This window comes from Pseudomonas sp. 25 R 14, assembly GCF_900004755.1.
Classification (GTDB): domain Bacteria; phylum Pseudomonadota; class Gammaproteobacteria; order Pseudomonadales; family Pseudomonadaceae; genus Aquipseudomonas; species Aquipseudomonas brenneri.
On the sequence record NZ_CVTS01000033.1, the window covers coordinates 112,471 to 133,463 of the forward strand.

At 61.4% G+C, this 20,993-nt stretch carries 19 protein-coding genes; 8 read left to right on the forward strand and 11 right to left on the reverse strand.

Annotated elements, in window-relative coordinates; genetic code table 11:
• The first annotated feature begins 35 nt into the window (after positions 1-35).
• Entirely contained in the window at positions 36-1,115 is a 1,080-nt protein-coding gene (gene queG / locus BFQ03_RS08795; protein WP_032862054.1) for a tRNA epoxyqueuosine(34) reductase QueG, read from the forward strand.
• Here the strand turns inward: queG and BFQ03_RS08800 are convergent.
• Together BFQ03_RS08800 and orn are read right to left on the reverse strand one after the other, a co-directional pair.
• The gene (locus BFQ03_RS08800; protein ID WP_169851492.1) at positions 1,097-1,711 is read right to left on the reverse strand and encodes a trimeric intracellular cation channel family protein; all 615 of its coding nucleotides are present in this window, start codon (positions 1,709-1,711) and stop codon (positions 1,097-1,099) included. The genes queG and BFQ03_RS08800 overlap by 19 nt on opposite strands.
• Before the next feature lie 104 nt (positions 1,712-1,815).
• Positions 1,816-2,358 (reverse strand): oligoribonuclease, encoded by a 543-nt coding sequence (orn, locus tag BFQ03_RS08805; RefSeq protein WP_003188046.1) that lies wholly within the window; start codon positions 2,356-2,358, stop codon positions 1,816-1,818.
• Positions 2,359-2,466: 108 nt separating this feature from the next.
• Between orn and rsgA the strand changes: the two genes are divergently transcribed.
• The gene (rsgA, locus tag BFQ03_RS08810) at positions 2,467-3,498 is read left to right on the forward strand and encodes a small ribosomal subunit biogenesis GTPase RsgA (RefSeq protein WP_032862057.1); all 1,032 of its coding nucleotides are present in this window, start codon (positions 2,467-2,469) and stop codon (positions 3,496-3,498) included.
• A 232-nt stretch (positions 3,499-3,730) separates the two neighbouring features.
• Positions 3,731-4,177, forward strand: a complete 447-nt coding sequence (locus tag BFQ03_RS08815; RefSeq protein WP_239695232.1) for a type II toxin-antitoxin system PemK/MazF family toxin — start codon at positions 3,731-3,733, stop codon at positions 4,175-4,177.
• Between the two features lie 63 nt (positions 4,178-4,240).
• On the opposite strand, the gene motB is transcribed toward BFQ03_RS08815, so the two are convergent.
• Together motB and motA are read right to left on the reverse strand one after the other, a co-directional pair.
• Positions 4,241-5,263, reverse strand: a complete 1,023-nt coding sequence (motB, locus tag BFQ03_RS08820; RefSeq protein WP_032862059.1) for a flagellar motor protein MotB — start codon at positions 5,261-5,263, stop codon at positions 4,241-4,243.
• A 3-nt stretch (positions 5,264-5,266) separates the two neighbouring features.
• Positions 5,267-6,118: a flagellar motor stator protein MotA gene (gene motA / locus BFQ03_RS08825; RefSeq protein ID WP_032862061.1), complete on the reverse strand. Its 852-nt coding sequence runs from the start codon at positions 6,116-6,118 to the stop codon at positions 5,267-5,269.
• 166 nt (positions 6,119-6,284) lie between these two features.
• Between motA and BFQ03_RS08830 the strand changes: the two genes are divergently transcribed.
• Genes BFQ03_RS08830 through asd form a run of 3 tightly spaced genes read left to right on the forward strand, consistent with a single transcriptional unit; the run spans position 6,285 to position 9,570 of the window.
• Positions 6,285-7,820: an HDOD domain-containing protein gene (locus BFQ03_RS08830; RefSeq protein ID WP_065942915.1), complete on the forward strand. Its 1,536-nt coding sequence runs from the start codon at positions 6,285-6,287 to the stop codon at positions 7,818-7,820.
• Between the two features lie 57 nt (positions 7,821-7,877).
• Positions 7,878-8,693, forward strand: a complete 816-nt coding sequence (gene rhdA / locus BFQ03_RS08835) for a thiosulfate sulfurtransferase (RefSeq protein WP_032862064.1) — start codon at positions 7,878-7,880, stop codon at positions 8,691-8,693.
• Between the two features lie 16 nt (positions 8,694-8,709).
• On the forward strand, positions 8,710-9,570 hold the full coding sequence (gene asd / locus BFQ03_RS08840) for an archaetidylserine decarboxylase (protein ID WP_065942882.1): 861 nt from the start codon (positions 8,710-8,712) through the stop codon (positions 9,568-9,570).
• Positions 9,571-9,664: 94 nt separating this feature from the next.
• Here asd and serB read toward each other — a convergent pair whose 3' ends face one another.
• Positions 9,665-10,876, reverse strand: a complete 1,212-nt coding sequence (serB, locus tag BFQ03_RS08845) for a phosphoserine phosphatase SerB (RefSeq protein ID WP_032862066.1) — start codon at positions 10,874-10,876, stop codon at positions 9,665-9,667.
• A gap of 133 nt (positions 10,877-11,009) precedes the next feature.
• Between serB and BFQ03_RS08850 the strand changes: the two genes are divergently transcribed.
• Positions 11,010-12,542, forward strand: a complete 1,533-nt coding sequence (locus BFQ03_RS08850; RefSeq protein WP_065942883.1) for an AhpA/YtjB family protein — start codon at positions 11,010-11,012, stop codon at positions 12,540-12,542.
• Between the two features lie 174 nt (positions 12,543-12,716).
• Here BFQ03_RS08850 and BFQ03_RS08855 read toward each other — a convergent pair whose 3' ends face one another.
• The 6 genes from BFQ03_RS08855 to BFQ03_RS08880 form a co-directional block, all read right to left on the reverse strand.
• A complete protein-coding gene (locus BFQ03_RS08855; protein ID WP_082445647.1) occupies positions 12,717-13,424 on the reverse strand; it encodes a PqiC family protein in 708 nt (235 codons plus the stop codon).
• A gap of 177 nt (positions 13,425-13,601) precedes the next feature.
• Positions 13,602-15,866, reverse strand: coding sequence for a DNA topoisomerase IV subunit A (gene parC, locus BFQ03_RS08860; protein ID WP_032862071.1), 2,265 nt, complete (start codon positions 15,864-15,866; stop codon positions 13,602-13,604).
• Between the two features lie 10 nt (positions 15,867-15,876).
• A complete protein-coding gene (locus tag BFQ03_RS08865; RefSeq protein WP_032862072.1) occupies positions 15,877-16,398 on the reverse strand; it encodes a retropepsin-like aspartic protease family protein in 522 nt (173 codons plus the stop codon).
• Complete coding sequence (locus BFQ03_RS08870; protein WP_032862073.1) at positions 16,395-17,378, reverse strand: esterase-like activity of phytase family protein; 984 nt, start codon at positions 17,376-17,378, stop codon at positions 16,395-16,397. Before BFQ03_RS08870 ends, BFQ03_RS08865 begins: the two co-directional genes overlap by 4 nt.
• Entirely contained in the window at positions 17,378-19,282 is a 1,905-nt protein-coding gene (parE, locus tag BFQ03_RS08875; RefSeq protein WP_032862074.1) for a DNA topoisomerase IV subunit B, read from the reverse strand. The genes BFQ03_RS08870 and parE overlap by 1 nt, the downstream gene beginning before the upstream one ends.
• 44 nt (positions 19,283-19,326) lie before the next feature.
• Entirely contained in the window at positions 19,327-19,935 is a 609-nt protein-coding gene (locus BFQ03_RS08880) for a YqiA/YcfP family alpha/beta fold hydrolase (RefSeq protein ID WP_065942884.1), read from the reverse strand.
• Positions 19,936-20,068: 133 nt separating this feature from the next.
• Between BFQ03_RS08880 and BFQ03_RS08885 the strand changes: the two genes are divergently transcribed.
• A complete protein-coding gene (locus BFQ03_RS08885) occupies positions 20,069-20,959 on the forward strand; it encodes a LysR family transcriptional regulator (protein WP_065942885.1) in 891 nt (296 codons plus the stop codon).
• Positions 20,960-20,993 lie beyond the last annotated feature (34 nt).

A 20,993-nucleotide genomic window follows, 5' to 3' on the forward strand; every position in this document is an offset into this window, starting at 1 on the left:
ATTATACGCATCTAACCTGCGGTTTCTCTCGTCTCATGCCTGCTATTACCACCGATCTGCCCGCCCTCGCCCAATCGATCAAAGACTGGGGCCGCGAGCTGGGCTTCCAACAAGTCGGCATCAGCGGCCTAGACCTGGCCGAGCATGAGCAGCACCTGCAACGCTGGCTCGACGCGGGCTATCACGGCGAAATGGACTACATGGGCGCCCACGGCAGCAAGCGCTCGCACCCCGACGAACTGGTACCCGGCACCTTGCGCGTGGTCTCGCTGCGCATGGATTACCTGCCCGGCGACACGCAAATGGCGCAATTGCTGGCCCAACCCGAAAAAGCCTACATCTCCCGCTACGCTCTGGGCCGCGACTACCACAAGCTGATCCGCAAGCGCGTGCAGCAACTGGCCGATCGCATCCAGGCGCAGATTGGCCCGTTTGGCTTTCGCGCCTTTGTCGACAGCGCCCCGGTGTTGGAAAAGGCCATCGCTGAACAGGCAGGCCTGGGCTGGATCGGCAAAAACACCCTGGTCCTCAACCGCAAGGCCGGCAGCTACTTTTTCCTCAGCGAGCTGTTTGTCGACCTGCCACTGCCCGTCGACCCGCCCCACACCACCGAACACTGCGGACGCTGCACCGCCTGCCTGGATATCTGCCCGACCAATGCGTTCGTCGGGCCTTATGTGCTGGACGCCCGGCGCTGTATTTCCTACCTGACCATTGAACTCAAGAGCGCGATCCCCGAAGACCTGCGGCCGTTGATTGGCAACCGCGTGTTTGGCTGCGATGACTGTCAGATCGTTTGCCCGTGGAATCGTTTCGCGCGGCCTTCAGGAGAAAGCGATTTCAAGCCGCGCCACAACCTGGATAACGCCGAACTGGCCGCGTTATTCATGTGGGATGAGGATAAATTCCTCAGCAGCACCGAAGGTTCACCGCTGCGCCGTGCCGGTTATGAGCGCTGGCTGCGCAACCTGGCGGTGGGCCTGGGCAATGCGCCCTCCAGTATTCCAGTGCTGGAAGCCTTGAAGGCCCGTCGGGATTACCCTTCGGAGCTGGTTCGCGAACATGTGGAGTGGGCGCTGAACCAGCACGCAACGCGTCAGTGTTCGTCGTTGTAGACGAACTTGGGCATTTCCCAGTGAAAGCGGATCGCCAGCAGGCGCAATAGAAAACCGCTGAACAGGGTGAGCAGGATCGCTTGCTCACTGGGCAGTTCCAGGTAGATGCACAGCATGTAGCACCAGGCGGCCAGGAACGACACGCTGGCATATAACTCGCGACGGAAGATCAGCGGGATATCGTTACAGAAGATATCCCGCAGGATTCCACCAAACACACCGGTAATCACCCCACTGACCGAAGCCACCAGCATGCCGTGCCCCATTTCCAGGGCCGTCATACAGCCGATCAGGGTAAACGCCACCAAACCCACGGCGTCCAGCGCCAGGAACAACGAGCGCAGATGGCGCATCAGTGGGGCGATAAAGATCGTGACCAACGCTGCAACCGAGGTCAGCACCAGGTATTCCGGGTGTTTGACCCAGGTCAGCGGGTAGTGGCCGAGCAGCACATCACGCACCGAGCCGCCGCCAAGGGCCGTGACGCACGCGATCAGCACCACGCCAAACCAGTCCATGCCACGACGGCCGGCCGACAAGGCACCGGTCATGGCTTCAGCGGTGATGGCAATGAGGTAGAGCATCAACAGCATGATGGCGATCCTTGCAATGAGGCGCGCAGTCTAATCATTTGGCGCAGGCACCAAAAGGGGGCGCGCGGCGAAAGACCCAGTCGCACCCAATCGCGAACACCATAGAATCAAGCCTTGATGAAATGCTTGCGGTAATGCTGCAACTCGGCAATCGACTCACGAATATCGTCCAGGGCCAGGTGGGTGCTGCCCTTGTGGAAGCTGTCCTTGACCTCCGGTGCCCAGCGCGCGGCCAGTTCTTTCAAGGTCGATACGTCCAGGTTGCGATAGTGGAAATAGCTCTCCAACCCCTTCATATGGGTATAAAGGAAGCGCCGGTCCTGGCAGATGCTGTTGCCACAGATCGGCGACTTGCCCTTGGGCACCCACTTTTCCAGGAAGGCAATGGTCTGGGCTTCAGCCTCGGCCATGCTGATACGGCTATCGCGCACGCGCTGGGTCAGGCCCGAGTTGCCGTGGGTGCGGGTGTTCCACTCGTCCATGGTGGCCAGGACCGCATCGCTATGGTGGATGGCGATCACCGGACCTTCGGCCAAGGTGTTGAGGTTGCTGTCGGTGACGATGGTCGCCATCTCGATGATGACGTCGGTGTCAGGGTTCAGACCGGTCATTTCCAGATCGATCCAAATCAGGTTCTGTGGGTTTTGCATGTCGTGGTTCCTTGGCACCTTGGCGTAGCTGCGCAGTTTAGCAGGCGGCGGCGTGCTAGACTCGCGACCGTTTTACCCAACCTTTTGCATTATCGACACGGAACACCAATGGCCAAACGCCAGCTCAACCGTCGCCAAAACTGGCGCATCGAAAAGATCCAGGGTGAACGCGCTGCCCGCGCCGCCAAACGTGAATCCTCTGCCGTGGAAGCGCTGGAGGGTGGCGACCTGGGCCCCGAGCAAACGGGCCTGGTGATCGCGCACTTTGGCGTGCAGGTCGAAGTCGAGGCGCTGGAAGGCGAACTGGCGGGCCAGGTTTTCCGCTGCCACTTGCGCGCCAACCTGCCGGCACTGGTAACCGGCGATAAAGTCGTCTGGCGTGCCGGCAACCAGGGCATCGGGGTGATCGTCGCGCAGCTGCCGCGCACCACCGAACTGCGTCGCCCGGACAGCCGCGGCCAACTCAAGCCGGTAGCGGCCAACGTCGACATGATTGTCATCGTCTTCGCCCCGCTGCCCGAGCCGCACGCCAACCTGATCGACCGCTATCTGGTGGCGGCCGAACACGCCGGCATCCGCCCGCTGTTGCTATTGAATAAATTCGACCTGATCGACGAACAGAACGCGCCAGCGCTCAATGCATTGCTCGCGGTTTATCGGCAGTTGGGTTACCCGGTGCTGGAAGTCTCGGCGCACCATGGCAATGGTATGGAACAACTGCAACAGCAGTTGGACGGGCGCATCAGCGTGTTCGTCGGCCAGTCGGGCGTGGGCAAGTCGTCGCTGGTCAACAGCCTGCTGCCGGAAGTCGAAACCCGCGTCGGCCCGCTGTCGGAACTGTCCGGCCAGGGCACGCACACCACCACCACCGCCCGCCTGTTTCACTTCCCGGGGGGCGGCGAGTTGATCGACTCACCAGGCATCCGTGAGTTCGGCCTGGGTCACGTCAGCCGCAGCGACGTGGAAGCCGGCTTCATCGAGTTCAACGACTTGATCGGCACCTGCCGCTTTCGTGACTGCAAGCACGACCGCGAGCCGGGCTGCGCCTTGCTCAAGGCACTGGAAGACGGACGCGTGCAGCAGCAGCGGATGAACAGCTATCGCTCGATCATCGCCAGCTTGCCGGAGAGCAGCTACTGAACAGCCATGCCTTGATACATATAAATTGCGCCCTAAGACCCGCTACTCCATTGATTTAATGAGGGTTGGCATCAAGACTTCAGAGCAACTGGGTGGCTCGTCATGCAAGCCCGCTTGAATTCGAAATTCCTGATGCCCATAATCGCTCCGTCACCGGCACAAGCCGGCAGGAGTCTGGATCCTTTGCGAAGTTGATCCAGCGGCGCAGAAGGGGCGAAGCAAGCTCCACTGCGTGTCGAATGAAGCCGCCTTCGGGCGGCTTTGCTTTTTGCAGGACATTCGATTGACTCTCTACTATCACCCCAAACAAGGCGACGTTCTTCTCTGCGATTTCACACGTGGCTTTGTCGCCCCCGAAATGCTGAAGATTCGTAAAGTCGTGGTGATATCCCCTACCTCCACTCACAATCGCAAACTCTGCACAGTGGTGCCGATCTCTTCAACAGCCCCCCAGATCCAGCATGATTGGCACCACCTGCTACGCACCAACCCGCTTCAATCAGATGGCTACAAGGAGCTTTGGGTGAAATGCGACATGATTTATACCGTGAGCTTCGAGCGCCTCGACAAACTCCACAGAAAAACCCGGTCAAAGGGGCGAGAGTACTTCGTACCGCGCCTGCATATCGATGACATGCAAGGTGTGATCGGTGGCGTCAAAGCCTACCTCCCGCTCTGACCAGAAATGAAAACGCCCCGATTGATCGGGGCGTTTTCATTGGGGCAATATGTCATTACCCGCTTACGAGCCCGGCGTAGGCAACGTAGGCTCCTTCACCCCACCCTCATCAAACAGATTGAGCTTCTGTCGCAACTCATGGGCCGGCAATGGCTCCTGCTCTGGCGGCAAGGCGTTCGGGTCCACCGGCACTTCGCCCGGCGCACCCTCGCCCTGGGTCGGCACTGGCGGCGTTGGCACCTGGTCACCTTCAATCGCACGCTGGGCCTTCTTGGTCAGCACCACAATATCAATGCGCCGGTTGACCGGGTTGAACGGGTCCTGGACATCAAACAGCTGTGACGAGGCAAACCCCACCACGCGCGCTACTTGTGGATCCGGATAACTGCCGGCCACCAGGGCACGGCGCGCAGCGTTGGCACGATTGGCGGAAAGCTCCCAGTTACCGAAGTCACCCTGCCCCGAATAAGGCTTGGCATCGGTATGGCCGCTGACGCTGATCTTGTTCGGCACCGCCTTGATGGTGTCAGCCATGGCTAGCAGGATGTCTTCGAAGTAGGGCTTCAGACGTGCGCTGCCCGAATCGAACATCGGTCGGTTGGCGGCATCCATGATCTGGATACGCAGGCCATCCGGAGTGATCTGGAAGTGGATCTGGTCCTTGAATTTTTGCAGTTGCGGATTCTCATCCACCTTGTTCTGCAACTCTTGCAGCAGCAACTCCAGGCGTTCCTGCTCGACCTGCTCGGCCATGCTTTCGACGGTCTGGCGCTCGATCGGGATGTTTTCCTGGGGCGCTTCGGTCTGCACCTCCGGGTTGATGGTGCGTTCGGGGGCCAGTTCTGGGGAGCCACCCAGATCGATCACAAACGGCGTGCCGCTCTCGGAGAATCCGATGGGGTCCTTGAAGTAGCCGGCAATGGCGATTTTCTGTTCCGGGGTTGCAGTGGACATCAGCCACAGCACCAGGAAGAACGCCATCATCGCTGTCGCAAAGTCGGCGAACGCAATTTTCCAGGCGCCGCCGTGGTGCCCGGCAGCGAAGCGCTTGACGCGCTTGATGATGATTGGCTGGTTGTTTTCCATGACTTAGCGACCGCGAACTGCTTGTTCCAGCTCGGCAAAGCTTGGACGGTGCTTCGGATACAGCACCTTGCGCCCGAATTCCACCGCCAGGGATGGCGGCATGCCCGAGGCGGAGGCCACCAGGGACGCCTTGATCGCTTCGTAGATGTTCAACTCTTCCTTGGCATCGTGGGCCAGGGAGGTGGCCAACGGGCCAAAGAAACCGTATGCGGCGAGAATACCGAAGAAGGTGCCCACCAACGCCGCACCAACGTGCATGCCGATCGCAGCCTGGTCGCCTTCGCCCAGGGATGCCATGGTCACTACGATGCCGAGTACCGCCGCGACGATACCGAAGCCAGGCATGCCGTCGGCGATACCGGTCACCGCGTGGGAGGGGTGTTCGAGCTCTTCCTTGAGACTGAACAGCTCCATGTCGAACAAGCCTTCGAGCTCGTGCGGGGCCATGTTGCCGGAGGACATGATGCGCAGGTAGTCACAGACGTACGCCGTCATGCGGTCGTCCTTGAGCACGGCCGGGTACTTGGCGAAGATCGGGCTCGCCGCAGCGTCCTCGATATCAGCCTCGATGGCCATCATGCCTTCGCGGCGGCTCTTGTTGAGGATCTCGTAGACCAGGCCCAACACCTCCAGATAAAAGGTGTGGGAGAAACGTGAGCCGAACATGCCCAGCGATTTCTTGATCACGTGCATGGTCATATAGCTTGGGTTAGCCTGCAGGAAAGCGCCAAACGCCGCACCGCCGATGATCAGCACTTCGAAGGGCTGGATCAGCGCAGCAATTTTACCGTGGGACAGAACATATCCGCCGAGCACGCTTGCGATGACGACGATGATGCCGATAATTTTAGCCATAGGGGATGAGTACTTGCGCCGTCGGGTTCATGGACATATTCGGAAGATCTAAAAACTCTTCTTCTACTTATCGGCAAATCTGCGCCAGACTATAGCCCGTTAAGGCGAAAAGCCAGTTCGGCCCACTCCGGGCGTGTTGACCGCAAGTGATGATCGCGCCCCAATCATGGCAAATGAAACGACAGTCCCAACTGCAAAACCCAACTCCCTGGCTGGCTGGATCAAGCGTCTGGACGAGGTTCACCTGCCCGTCCCGCAAGCGAGCCACGTTGCCGTGTGCAAGGCCATCGGCGACAGTCGCCGTTCGTTGCGAGATATTGCAGAGCTGATGCAAGACAGCCCGGCGCTGGTCCTGAGCGTCATGCGCGAGGCCAACAACCAGGCCCACGGCAGCCTGGCAGAGCCCGCAGAAAACCTTGAAGTGGCGATCAACCGCCTGGGTTTGAAGCGCACTGAAGAACTGCTCGCCCGCCTGCCGTCAGTCCCGCTCAATGAAATCCCCGTGGCCCTGCGCCAACTGCAACTGGTCAGCCAGCATGCCTCGCAACAAGCCAGCGGCCTGTTCGCCAGCCGTCTGGCGCGCCTGTGGCAGGATATTCACTGGGGCAGCCTGCTGTTTCTCTCGCCGTTGTGGCCGATGGCCGTTGCCTACCCCAAGCTCCTGGAAGAGTGGGAACTGCGGGTGATCCACAAGGGCCAATCGGCGCACAAGGTCGAGCAGGAATTGTTTGGCGTGCGCCTGCTGGAGTTGTGCCTGGGCTTGACCGAAGCCTGGCGCCTGCCGATCTGGGTCTCCCAGGGCTACCAGTTACTGCTCAAGGAACAACGTTTGCTGGTCAAGGCCCTGCATATCGCCCGCGATGAAGCGCCGTTGAGCCAGCAGCAAAAACTCGATGCCGACCCGGCGCTACGGCGCTGGTTGAACCAGCCCGCCAACACTGTGCTGCTAGCCAATGGCATGGCGCTGGCGGCGCAGGAATCCTGGACCTGCCCGCACACCCAGCGCTGGCAATACCTCACCGCGCTGTACCTGCAACAACCGCTGGCCGACGTTCAGCAACAGGTGCACCAACAGGCCGTGATCAGCGCCCGACACACCTTGAGCGCCAGTCTCTGGCATCCGGCGCTGGCGCTGATCTGGCCGTGGCATGTGCAACGGGTCCATCGCGGCCTGCTGCCAGCACCGCCACCCACGGCCGAAGCCCTGGCGATCTGGCGCAAGCGCTGCAGCGAATTACTGGTGGAGCCGAGCCGCTTCGCCAACGCCATGCACTTGACCACCTGCGCCAAGGAAGCCCTGGCGGCCAGCGGCATGCAGCGCGTCATGCTGCTGATGGCCGACAAGGCCCTGGCCACGTTGCGCGTGCATCAGGTCGATGGCCTGCCCAAGGACGCCGCCAACCTGACCCTTGAGGCCGCACAAAGCACGCTGCTGCAACGCTTGCTGGAAAAGTCTGCGCAGGTGCGCCTGACCCCGGACAATCACGCGCAATTCGCAGCACTGCTGCCTGCCTCATTGCGCCGCCTGTTCGTTGGCGAGCACCTGCTGTTGCGCTCCCTGAGCTGTAACGGCCGGGTGGTGATGCTGATGATTGCCGACCAGGGCGGCGGGCCGTTCTCCGAAACCACCGTCCAGGCCTTCGGCAAAACCGCCCAGTGCATCGAAAAAGCCCTGCACTGCTTTACCAACCGCAGCGCCTGATGCTTGCGTTACAATCGCCCTCTTTTATCGCTCAACCTAGTGCCCGGGAGACCTCACATGCCTGACTTTTCTGGCTTGCCGCTGGTGATCGAGCCCAGCGACCTGCTTGGCCGGCTCGCCGCCGAGCCGTTGATTCTGGTGGATCTCACCAGCGCCGCACGCTACGCCGAAGGGCATATCCCCGGCGCGCACTTCGTTGACCCAAAGCGCACCCAACTGGGCCAGCCACCCGCACCAGGGCTGCTGCCAGCCAAGGCCGATCTGGAAAAGCTGTTCGGCGAACTGGGCCACACCCCGGATGCCACCTACGTGGTGTATGACGACGAGGGCGGCGGCTGGGCCGGGCGGTTTATCTGGCTGCTCGACGTTATTGGTCACAAGAAGTATCACTACCTCGATGGCGGCCTGCTGGCGTGGCTGGATGAAAAACACCCTGTGTCCACCGAGGTCGCCGCACCCGTCGGCGGCCCGATCAGCCTGACCCTGCACGACGAACCCACCGCCACCCGCGAGTACCTGCAAAGCCGCCTCGGCGCTGCTGACCTGGGGATCTGGGATGCACGCGGGCCGCTGGAATACTCGGGAGAGAAAGTCCTTGCAGCCAAAGGCGGGCATATTCCCGGCGCCGTGAACTTCGAATGGACTGCGGGCATGGACAAGGCGCGCAACCTGCGGATCCGCCGCGACATGCCGCAGATCCTCGAAGACCTGGGCCTGACCAAAGACAAAGAAATCATTACCCACTGCCAGACTCACCACCGTTCTGGCTTCACCTACCTGGTGGCCAAGGCGCTCGGTTATCCGCGAGTCAAAGGTTATGCCGGTTCCTGGGGCGAATGGGGCAACCACCCCGACACCCCCGTCGAGATTTAAGGTTTAAGGACAGTTCATGAAAAAGCGTTTGTTTATCCTCAGCCAGTACCTGCTGCCTCACCACCTGCTGTCGCGCCTGGCCGGCTGCATTGCCGAGTGCCGCGTGCGTTGGTTCAAGAATGCCTTCACCACATGGTTCGCCAAGCGCTATCAGGTGGACATGTCCCAGGCCCTGGTCGAAGACGTGACCGCTTACGAGCACTTCAACGCCTTCTTCACCCGCGCCTTGAAAGAGGGCGCACGCCCACTGGATCAAACCCCTGGCGCGATCTTGAGCCCGGCAGACGGCGCCGTCAGCCAGCTCGGCCCGATTGAACACGGCCGAGTGTTCCAGGCCAAGGGTCACAGCTTCAGCGTGCTGGAATTGCTCGGTGGCGACGCCGCTGTTGCCGCACCCTTCATGGGCGGTGACTTTGCCACCATCTACCTGTCGCCAAAGGACTACCACCGCGTGCACATGCCACTGGCCGGCACCCTGCGGGAAATGGTCTACGTGCCTGGGCGGATTTTCTCGGTCAACCAGACCACCGCCGAAAACGTGCCGGAACTGTTCGCACGTAACGAGCGCGTTGTCTGTGTGTTCGATACCGAACGTGGGCCGATGGCCGTGGTATTGGTCGGCGCGATGATTGTGGCGTCGATCGAGACCGTCTGGGCCGGCCTGGTGACGCCGCCTAAGCGCGAACTGAAAACCGTCCGTTACGACGAAGCCGCCCGCGCACCGATCCACCTGGGAAAAGGTGCGGAACTGGGGCGTTTCAAGCTGGGTTCGACCGCCATCGTGCTGTTTGGGCCGGATCAGGTGAAGTGGGCCGAAGAACTGGCGGCGGGTACGCCGGTGCAGATGGGCCAGGGTATCGCGCTGCCGAAAGCCTGATCCGAATACAGCGAAAATCAAATGTGGGAGCGGCGGTGCGAGCAAGTCGAATCGTCGCACCGCCGCTCCCACATTTTTGACCGCGTTCCTGTCGTTATTGGCCGTCGCGGTCGCGAAAGCCCAACAGATACAGCACACCGTCCAGCCCCAGGGTCGAAATCGCCTGCTTAGCCGATTGCTTGACCAAAGGCTTGGCACGGAACGCTACGCCCAGCCCGGCGATTGCCAGCATCGGCAAGTCGTTGGCACCGTCGCCGACCGCAATGGTCTGCTCCAGACGCAAACCTTCCTTGTGCGCCAACTCCCGTAGCAGATCAGCTTTGCGCTGCGCGTCGACAATCGGCTCGACCGCCACGCCCGTCACCTTGCCATCCACCACTTCCAGCTCGTTGGCGAACACATAGTCGATGCCCAGCTTGGCCTGCAATTGCTTGGCGAAGTAGGTAAAGCCGCCCGACAGGATCGCGGTCTTGTAGCCCAGGCGCTTGAGTTCGGCGAACAGGGTCTCGGCGCCTTCGGTCAAGCGCAGGGATGCGCCGATGGAGTCCAACACACTGACATCCAGGCCCTTGAGCAGCGCCAGGCGCTCCTTGAAGCTGGCGCGAAAGTCCAACTCACCCGCCATCGCGCGTTCAGTGATCGCGCAAACTTGCTCGCCAACGCCCGCAGCCTTGGCCAACTCGTCGATGACTTCGGCTTCGATCAGCGTCGAGTCCATGTCGAACACCGCCAGGCGGCGGTTACGACGGAACAGCGAGTCTTCCTGGAAGGCGATATCGACATTCAACTCCTGGGCAACACTGAGGAACTCGGCGCGCAGGGCCTGCGGATCGGCCGGCTCACCGCGCACGGAGAACTCGATACAGCCCTTGCCCTGGTCTGCCGGGGTATCCAATGGCATGCGACCCGACAGACGGTCAATATGGTCGATGTTCAAACCGTACTGCGCGGTGATCGAACTGACACGCTGCAATTGCTCGGCGGTCACCTTGCGCGTCAGCAGCGTGACGATATGGCGCTTTTTGCCTTGGCCGGCCACCCAGTGCTGGTAATCCTCTTCGGAAACCGGAGTAAAGCGAACCTGCTGATCCAGCTTATAGGCCGTAAACAGGATGTCTTTGAGCACGGACGAGGCCTGCTCGGTGCTCGGGATCTCGACCAGGATGCCGAACGACAGGGTGTCGTGGATCACGGCCTGGCCGATGTCGAGAATGGTCACGCCACCCTGGGCCAGAACACCAGTGATGGCCGCGGTAAGACCCGGACGGTCCTCACCTGTGATGTTAATCAGGACAATTTCGCGCAAAGCGCACCCCCGGGCTGGAAAAAAACCGCATTCTACCCACTTTCAGTGACCATCGGGCACAGCCAGCGCTTTGCCGGTCTTGGGCCTGTCGCTATACTGCGCGTCAACTTCACGGACCAAGAGCCGAGCGCAAGTGAACCGGCCCACGCCAGTAAAAACCGATAACTTCTTCCTGCTGATCTTCCGGGCACTGCGCCACCGCCGTGTACCGATCGCATTACGCATCGCCAGCCATAACGTGATCCTGGTCGCCCTGGCCCTGGTGATCTATGCGTGCGTGATGGGTTTGCAGTTCAAACAGGCCATGCACGAGCAAGCCGACGCCCTGGGCGAGAGCTTGACGACCCAGACCGCCACCTCGGCGACTGAGTTGCTGGTGTCCAACGACATCCTCAGCCTCAACGTGCTGCTCAACAACCTGACCAAGAACCCGCTGGTGGCCCACGCCGCCATCTACAGCGTGGACAACCGGATCATGGCCGAGGCTGGGCAACGCCCGAAGAACGGCCTGCTGGGTGAAGCCGAAGGCCTGTACCAGAGCAATATCACGTTTCAGGATGTGAAGGCCGGTCAATTGCGTATCAGCCTGGACATGCAACAGTTCCAGCAGCCGATGACCATCAGCCTGCAAAGCATGGGGATCCTCAGCGCGATCCTGCTGGCGCTGGCCCTGGCCTTGAGCCTGCGCCTGGGCCGGCATATCTCCACGCCTCTGATGCAATTGCGCATCTGGCTGCGCGATATCGACGAGCACACCCCGGCCACTGACCGCCAGGATGAAATCGGCGACCTTGCCCGCCAGTTGCACACCAGCTTCGCTCCAGAGCCCGTGGTACAGGAAGTCGAGCCTGAACCGGAGCTTGACGACACCGATTACGACGACGAACCCGAGTTTGAAGTGCGCAACCTGCGCGACCCGAGCTTCGACGAGTCGGCGCCAGTGGCGGGCCTCAAGCCAGTACCGCGCACAGCCATCAAGGCCGACGAAGACAGCCTGGACGATGACGACCCGTTTGCCGACCTGCGCGACGAGTCGGTGCCTACCCCGGTGGTAGCGCCAAAACCTGCGGTCTCGCACAACACACAGCCACAGCACAGTGCGGTATTGGCCGTGCAACTGGGCGCCCAGGAACAGCTGCGCCGCCTGCCCCGCGCACGCTTGACCGAGCTGCTGGAACGCTACCGCGACTGCCTCGACCAGGCGGCCTCGCTGTACCAGAGCGAGCTGCACACCCTGAACGACGGCAGCACCTTGATGCTGTTCCACAGCGAAGACAGCGGCGAAGACTACCTGACCAACGCTATCTGCTGCGGTGAGCTGTTGCGGGCGCTGGGCCATGCGTTGCAGATCGAAGTCGCTGATAGCGGCATCACCCTGCAACTGCAACTGGGCCTGACCCTGGGCGACGACCTGTATGGCATGAGCCAGATCGACCTGCTGCTGACCGAAAACGCCCAGGACGCCCTGGCCTTGTCGCAACACAGCCGCAACCTGCTGCTGGTGGAGCGCAAGATCAGCGACGACGCCTTGATCCGCCAGCGTGCGCGGATCCGCCCGATTGCAAGCCCCGAAGGCGCGTGCTGTGTAGAGCGGTTGATGGAGCCTTATCCGTCGATGCTGGAGCGCCAGTTGGCGCGGATGCATGAGACCCGCAACAAGGGGTGAATCCTCCCCCAATAAAAAGCCCACCCATGAGTGATCATGGGTGGGCTTTTTATTGGCTCTGTGTAGGAGCGAGCTTGCTCGCGAAGATCGTCAACGTTAACGCGCTTATCCTGAATGAGCGCGTTGCCCTTGAGTTTTTCGCGAGCAAGCTCGCTCCTACAGGGGGCTGTTACCTCAGAAGCGGAACACTTCCATGTCCGTGCGAATCGGCGAAGCCATTGGGATCTTCGGCTTTTCCGGGGCTGCCGGCTTGGCAGGAGCCGGGGCCTGTTTGCGCGGGGCCTCGGCAATCGGTGGCTGGTTGGCCAATGGCTTGAGGGCTACCGACAGTTGTTCTGCCAGGCGCTGCAACAACACACCCTGGGCCTGAACCTGGGAAGCGGTACTGCCAGCGTGTTGTTCTTGCAGATGCACGATGCGGTTGTCCCGCACCTGGCCGCGGCGGTCGATCAGGCGCCATTGCGCATCAAGGATTGCCGGCTGCGATGCCCCGGAGTCCAGGCGCGTGATGGTCAGCAGCACCTGAACATCGGGCGAGAAACTGGTAGGTGCCGGCGACAGCACCACACGCTGGCTGTCGAGGTGGCCGGCCACCTGGCGCAGCATCAACTGGTTGATATCCGACGACAGGCTGCCCGCCCAACGGCCATCGACGGAGCCTTGCAGGCTGCCATCGTCCTGGCGTTGCAGCAGGGTTTCACGTTGCAGGTAATCGGCAACCACGACCGGCCCGAGCAAGACCGCCATGCCAGCACTTTGCGCTGGCTGCGCAGGGTTTCCGCTATCCAGTTGGTACAGCGACACCGGCTGGTGCGTAGCGCAACCCGCCAACCCCAAAAGGCCAGCGAGCATCAAAAATAAAGGAAGGCGTGGAGCAGTCATCATCCCATCCAGGTGGCTGCCACAAGGCAAACCACAATGTAATACTAAAAATAACCTATACGCGCTCAGCCACGCCGGCGCTGGAAAGGCCATATCATCCGTGAATATGCGCCATGACTCCAGCGCGAAAGCGCCGATCTACGGGTTAAATTCGTAGATCGGGTGCTCTATATCGCCTTAAGCCGGTGTTTCCACCAGCAATGCATCTACTCGCTGGAAGCCACGGGGCAATTTGTTCCCGCGGCGACCGCGCTCGCCCTTGTAGTGCTCAAGATCGTCAGGACGCAGCGACAGCGTGCGTTTGCCGGCCTGCAGCACCAGGGTCGAACCTTCCGGGATCACTGCGATGTCGGTCACGTACTCTTCGCGACTGGCCACCCGCTCTCCTGGAATCCCAATGATCTTGTTGCCCTTGCCCTTGCCCAGCTGCGGCAGGTCGCTGATCTTGAACACCAGCAAGCGCCCTTCTGTGGTCACCGATGCCAGCCAATTGCCTTCACGGTCCTCGACCGGACGCGGCAAGATCACCTTGGCGTTGTTCGGCAGGCTCAACAGGGCCTTGCCCGCCTTGTTCTTGGCCTGCAAATCCTCGCCCTTGACCACGAAGCCGTAGCCGGCGTCGGAGGCGATGACGTACAGCGAGTCATCATCAGGCAGCAATACACATTCAAAACTTGCCCCTGGCGGTGGTGTCAGGCGCCCGGTCAACGGTTCGCCCTGGCCTCGTGCTGACGGCAAGGTATGCGCCGGCACCGAATAACTGCGCCCGGTGGAGTCGATAAACACCGCAAACTGGTTGGAGCGCCCGGCTGCAGCAGTCTTGAACCCATCGCCGGCCTTGTAAGACAGGCCGGTGGCGTCAATATCATGCCCCTTGGCGGAGCGAACCCAACCCTTTTCCGACAGAACGACGGTAATTTTCTCGTTGGGCAACAGCTCGGTTTCGGTCAGGGCCTTGGCTTCGGTACGCTCGACAATCGGCGAACGACGGTCGTCACCATAGGTTTCTGCGTCCTTGATCAGCTCGCTGCGCACCAGTTTCTTGAGCTTGGCTTCACTACCCAGCAGCGCTTGCAGCTTGGCTTGTTCCTTGAGCAACGCGTCCTGCTCGTCGCGCAACTTCATCTCTTCCAGGCGCGCCAACTGGCGCAAACGGGTATCGAGGATGTAGTCGGCCTGGATCTCGCTCAACTCGAAACGCGCGATCAACTCGGCTTTCGGGTGCTCGGCGGTACGGATGATATGAATCACTTCATCCAGGTTGAGATAGGCAATCAGCAAGCCGTCCAACAGGTGCAGGCGACGCTCGACCTTGTCCAGGCGAAATTGCAGGCGGCGGCGTACGGTATTGACCCGGAACTCCAGCCACTCCACCAGCAGGTTGCGCAGGTTTTTCAGCTGCGGCTTGCCATCCAGGCCGATGATATTGACGTTGACCCGGTAACTGGATTCCAGCTCGGTGCTGGCAAACAGGTGCTGCATCAGCACTTCATGGTCGACCCGGCTGTTGGTCGGAATGATCACGATGCGGCACGGGTTTTCGTGGTCGGACTCGTCACGCAGGTCTGCGACTTGCGGCAGTTTCGACGGCTTGGCCTGCATCAGCGCGGCAATCTGTTCCAGCACTTTGGCGCCGGAGACCTGGTGCGGCAAGGCGGTGACGATAATGTCGCCATCTTCGATGTGGTACACGGCACGCATGCGCACCGAGCCCTTGCCGGTCTCGTACATTTTCAGCAGGTCGGCGCGCGGGGTGATGATTTCCGCTTCGGTCGGGTAGTCCGGGCCCTGGATATGCTCGCACAACTGCTCGACCGTGGCCTTGGGCTCATCGAGCAAACGCACGCAGGCCGTGGCGACTTCGCGCAGGTTGTGCGGCGGTACGTCGGTGGCCATGCCCACGGCGATGCCGGTGGTGCCGTTGAGCAGGATATTGGGCAGGCGCGCCGGCAAGACCAGCGGTTCGTCGAGGGTGCCGTCGAAGTTCGGGCCCCAGTCTGCGGTGCCCTGGCCCAGCTCGCTGAGCAGCACTTCGGAATAGCGCGACAGCCGCGCCTCGGTGTAACGCATGGCGGCGAACGACTTGGGATCATCCGGCGCACCCCAGTTGCCCTGGCCGTCGACCAGGGTGTAGCGGTAGCTGAACGGCTGGGCCATCAGCACCATGGCTTCGTAGCACGCCGAGTCGCCGTGGGGGTGGAACTTGCCGAGCACGTCACCGACGGTACGCGCCGATTTCTTGTGCTTGGAGTCGGCGTCCAGGCCCAACTCACTCATGGCGTAGATAATGCGCCGCTGTACTGGTTTCAGGCCGTCGCCGATATGCGGCAGGGCACGGTCCATGATCACGTACATGGAGTAGTTGAGGTAGGCATTTTCGGTGAAGTCAGCCAGCGACCGGCGTTCTACGCCGTCTAAGCTGTCTGCAAGGATGTCACTCATGCGGGCCTCATCATTGTCTGGTCTGGCGCAGCAGCATGGTGCCGCCGCGCTGGGTAAATTCAAGTTGTTTCAATGCGCTCATGCCCAACAGCACTTGCTCGCCACCCAGGCCCGGCGCCACCAGGGCACGCACGTCCTGCAAGACGATATCGCCCAGTTGCAGGCGGTCGAGGTGGGTCCGATAGCCCTGGCTGCGGCCGTTGGCGGTGCTCAAGGTCACCGGCAAACCGCGCTTGAGCCCCAGGCGTTCGGCCAGCTCGGCCGGTACCGCCACGTCGGTGGCGCCGGTATCGAGCATGAAATCCACCGGCTGGCCGTTGATCTGGCCAGTGGCAACAAAATGCCCCTGGCCGTTGCCGACCAGTTTCACTTCTATATAACCCGCGTGTTGCTGCGAGGTGACCACGGCGTTGGGGTTTTCCTGACGCGCTTCCCATTGCCCAAAAAACCGTGTTGCCAGAAACAGCCCGGCGCCCCACGCCACGAACATCAATATACGTCCGGCGCGCTTGCCAGGCGCTTGCGCGCTCATGGCTGGGCGCTCCAACCACCGGCCGGCGCAGCAAAACGGTAGACCACCGGGCGTTTTTCACCATCGGCCCGGGCGCCGAAATTATTGTCGATACCCACCCAGGCGCCCTCGGCATCAATCAGCAAGGCTTCCGCCAGGCCATAGCTCTGGGGATAACGTCGATTCGGCACCAGGGCCTCATCGGCGTACGACCAGCACCGCTCGACCTTGGCCGTCACGCTGTCGCGCCGGCAGATCTGGAACGCATTGCGCTCCAGGGTAAACAGCTTGCCGTTGAACAGCGCAAGGTCAGCAAAATCCTTGGAAACGGCCTTGGCGCCCGGAAACTGCGCGGGTTGCATTTCCTGGCCAGCCTCGCTCAACAGCACGCACGGCCCGTCACAATCCCAAACGCTTTGCCCACGCTTGATCGAAATCAGCCCGCGCCGTTCACGTTCGGCCGCCAGCCAGATCTGATTGCCCTCGGGGTTGACCGCCAGGCCTTCAAACAAGGCATTGAAGTGCAGCAACAGGCCACTGGCCCGCGCCTCGCGAACCATCCCAGGGGCAATCTTCAGCCATTCCGGATCCCCACTTGCCGGTACCTGCAGCACCGCCGCGTGGGCTTCGCTGACGATATAACGATTACCCGCGGCGTCACAGCTGATGCCTTCAAAATCCAGGTCGCCGCCACGAATCACCGAAGCCGCCGTGGTGCGTGCGCGCAAGCCCCACGGCAAGCCCGATTCAGGCACTGGCGGCACGTCGATCCTGACCGTTTCGGCCTGCCAGGTCTCGGCACGGGTATCGAGGCGGTAGATCTGGTCGTCGTCGCGGTCGGAGACCGTCCACAAGTCCTTGCCGCACAAGGCCAGGCCCGACAGATTACCGCCGCGCATGCCCTCGACCGGGTGTTCGGACAACAACTTGAGCTCAACCGCAGGTTCGGCCACTGCCAACCCACTCAACAACAGTATCGCCAGGGCGAAACCGCTGCGCATCAGCCCAATACCTCGGCCAGGTTGCCTTTGGACTCCAGCCAGGCCTTGCGGTCACCGGCGCGCTTCTTGGCCAGCAGCATGTCCATCATTTCCGAGGTGGCGGCGTAGTCTTCCAGGGTCAACTGCACCAGGCGCCGGGTGTTCGGGTCCATGGTGGTTTCCCGCAGTTGCGGCGGGTTCATTTCACCCAGGCCTTTGAATCGAGTGACTTGCGGCTTGCCGCGCTTCTTCTCGGCCACCAGGCGGTCGAGGATGCCGTCGCGCTCGGCTTCGTCCAGGGCGTAGTAGATCTCTTTGCCCAGGTCGATACGGTACAGCGGTGGCATGGCGACATAGACGTGACCGGCATCCACCAGCGGGCGGAAATGCTGGACGAACAGTGCGCAGAGCAAAGTAGCAATGTGCAGGCCGTCGGAGTCGGCGTCGGCGAGGATGCAGATCTTGCCGTAGCGCAGTTGGCTCATGTCCTCGGCGCCCGGATCGACGCCGATGGCCACGGCGATGTTGTGCACTTCCTGGCTGGCCAGTACTTCGCTGCCGTCGACTTCCCAGGTATTGAGGATCTTGCCGCGCAACGGCAGGATCGCCTGGAACTCTTTATCCCGCGCTTGCTTGGCGGAACCGCCGGCAGAATCACCTTCCACCAAAAACAGTTCGGAGCGCATCGGGTCCTGCCCGGCGCAGTCTGCCAGCTTGCCGGGCAATGCCGGGCCCTGGGTGATGCGCTTGCGCTCGACCTTTTTGCTGGCCTTGAGACGACGCCCCGCGTTGTTGATCGCCAGCTCGGCCAGGGCCAGGCCCAGCTCCGGGTGCTCGTTGAGCCACAGGCTGAACGCGTCCTTGACCACACCCGAGACAAACGCCGCCGCCTCACGGGACGACAGGCGTTCCTTGGTCTGGCCGGAGAATTGCGGCTCCTGCATTTTCATCGACAGAACGAAGGCGATGCGCTCCCAGACGTCCTCCGGCGCCAGCTTCACGCCGCGCGGCAGCAGGCTGCGGTATTCGCAGAACTCGCGCATGGCATCCAGCAAACCCTGGCGCAAACCGTTGACATGGGTGCCGCCCTGGGCAGTGGGGATCAGGTTGACGTAGCTTTCCTGGACACTGTCGCCGCCCTCGGGCAACCACAACAGCGCCCAGTCAACCGCTTCCTTATTGCCCGCCAAACTGCCGCAGAAAGGCTCATTGGGTAGGCGTTCGAAGTCGCTGACCGAATCTTCCAGATAGGAGCGCAGACCGTCTTCGTAATGCCACTCGACCTTTTCGCCGGTGCCTTTGTCTTCGAAACTGACCAGCAGCCCCGGGCACAATACGGCCTTGGCCTTGAGTACGTGCTTGAGGCGGCTGATGGAGAATTTGGGGGAGTCGAAGTATTTCGGGTCCGGCGCGAAGTACACACTGGTCCCGGTATTGCGCTTGCCGACGGTGCCGACCACTTCCAGCTCAGTGGCTTTGTAGCCATCGGCGAAGGTCATCTGGTACTCGTTGCCGTCGCGCTTGACCTTGACCCGAACCTGCGTGGACAGGGCGTTGACCACGGAAATACCCACACCGTGCAAGCCGCCGGAAAACTGATAGTTCTTGTTGGAGAACTTACCGCCCGCGTGGAGCTTGGTGAGGATCAGCTCGACACCCGACACCCCTTCTTCCGGGTGAATGTCCACCGGCATGCCGCGCCCGTCGTCGGACACTTCCAGGGAATGGTCGGCGTGCAAAATGACCTGTACCGACTTGGCGTGCCCGGCCAAGGCTTCGTCGACGCTGTTGTCGATGACTTCCTGGGCAAGGTGGTTCGGCCGACTGGTGTCGGTGTACATGCCGGGGCGTTTGCGCACCGGGTCGAGGCCCGAGAGGACTTCGATGGCGTCGGCGTTATAAGAGCTAGCGCTGGGAGTGGCCATGGGGTCTCATCGTGAGTCGTTCGATTAAAAAGTAACCTGCGGTTTCACAATGCCGTGAAATCGAAGGATTGGTACTGATCTGCGCCAATGCCGGCAAAACTCAACAGCGCCGGCAACTGTCGGCCAAAGCCCTGGTAACTGTGGTCGCCGCCGGCCTGGATACGCAAGGCACAGGCCCGGTAATACTGCTCGGCGAGGCGATAATCCAGTGTTTCGTCCCCGGTCTGCAACCATACCTGATAGCGCTGGGCATCCTGGGGCGCCGCCACTTCAAGCTCAGCCAGGGCCGCGACGTGATCGTGGGTCAATTCCCAGGTTTCATCGGTGTAGAGGTTCTTCTGGGTGCCCAGGTAACCGTCGAACATGCGATGGGGGCTGACCGCCGGGTTGACCAACAGGGCCTTGAGACCATGGCGTTCGGCAAGATGGGTTGCATAGTAGCCGCCGAGTGAGCTGCCGACCAGCAGTGGCCGCCCCAGCTCGCTGATCGCCTGCTCCAGCTGGGCAATCGCCTGGCGCGGGTGGTGATGCAGGGCCGGCACCCGTAGCTGGTCGGCCAGACCCAGACTGTCCATCACGCCCATCAGTTGGCTGGCCTTGGTCGAGGCTGGCGCGCTGTTGAAACCGTGGATATACAAGATCGAAGCGGACATGCCGGGCTCTCCGTGCGTTATCGGCCAAAGGGGCGCAGTTTACAGGGAACGGGGGGGTTGTGGGTGCAGCCCATCGCCGCTGGCGGTACTATCGGTTCCGCCGCGTTGATGAGCCGCCAAGCAGGAAAACCGCATGCAACTTGAATGGCTTGAGGATTTTATCGAACTGGCCCGCACCCGCAGCCTGTCGCGTGCCGCCGAAAATCGCTGTGTCACGCACCCCGCGTTCGGCCGACGTATCCGGGCGCTGGAAGAATGGGTCGGCACGCCATTGATCGAGCGCAAACAACCCCTGTCACTGACGCCTTGCGGCGCGCTGTTCCTGGATGCTGCGACACAATCACTGCAATTGCTGACCGCTGTCAGAGCGCAATTCAAAGGCACCACCCTGAGCCGCGACGAACCCGTGCGCATCGCCACCGGTCGGACCCTGGCCTGCGATTTTTTCCCGGACTGGTACGAGTCATTGCACCAGCGCCTGGGCAATTTTGCGGTGTCATTGGTCACCAGCGGGGCGCAAGAAGCGATCAGTAAGTTGTCCGCCGGCGAGGTCGACCTGCTGTTGAGCTTTTCCAGCCCATTGACCCATACGCTGTTGGACCCGGAGCGTTTCGACTCCCGAGTACTGGCCAATGAGGAACTGCTGCCGGTCAGCGCGCCAGACACAAAGGAGCAGCCGCGACAGCGGATATCCGTCGATCATAACGCCCTGAGCATCCCGTGGCTGGCCTTCTCACCCTCCCTGGCCCTACGCGGCGTGCTGGCCCAGCACCTGGAGCGGCTACCACAGCACCTAGCGTTGCGGATGGTCTACCAGGCTGATTCTTATGACGCCATCCTGGAAATGGCCAAGCGTGGCAGAGGCCTGGCGTGGCTGCCGCGCATGGTGGTCAAAGGTGCGCTGGCCTCGGGCGAGCTGGTGATTGCAGGCGGCCCCGAGTTTCACGTGGCCTTCGACGTCTCGCTGCATCGCCTGCGCGCCAACCAGAGCGAAATGGTCATGAATATCTGGGAAGGCCTGTGACGCTGTCGTTGCATCAACTTAAAGACGCGTAAAT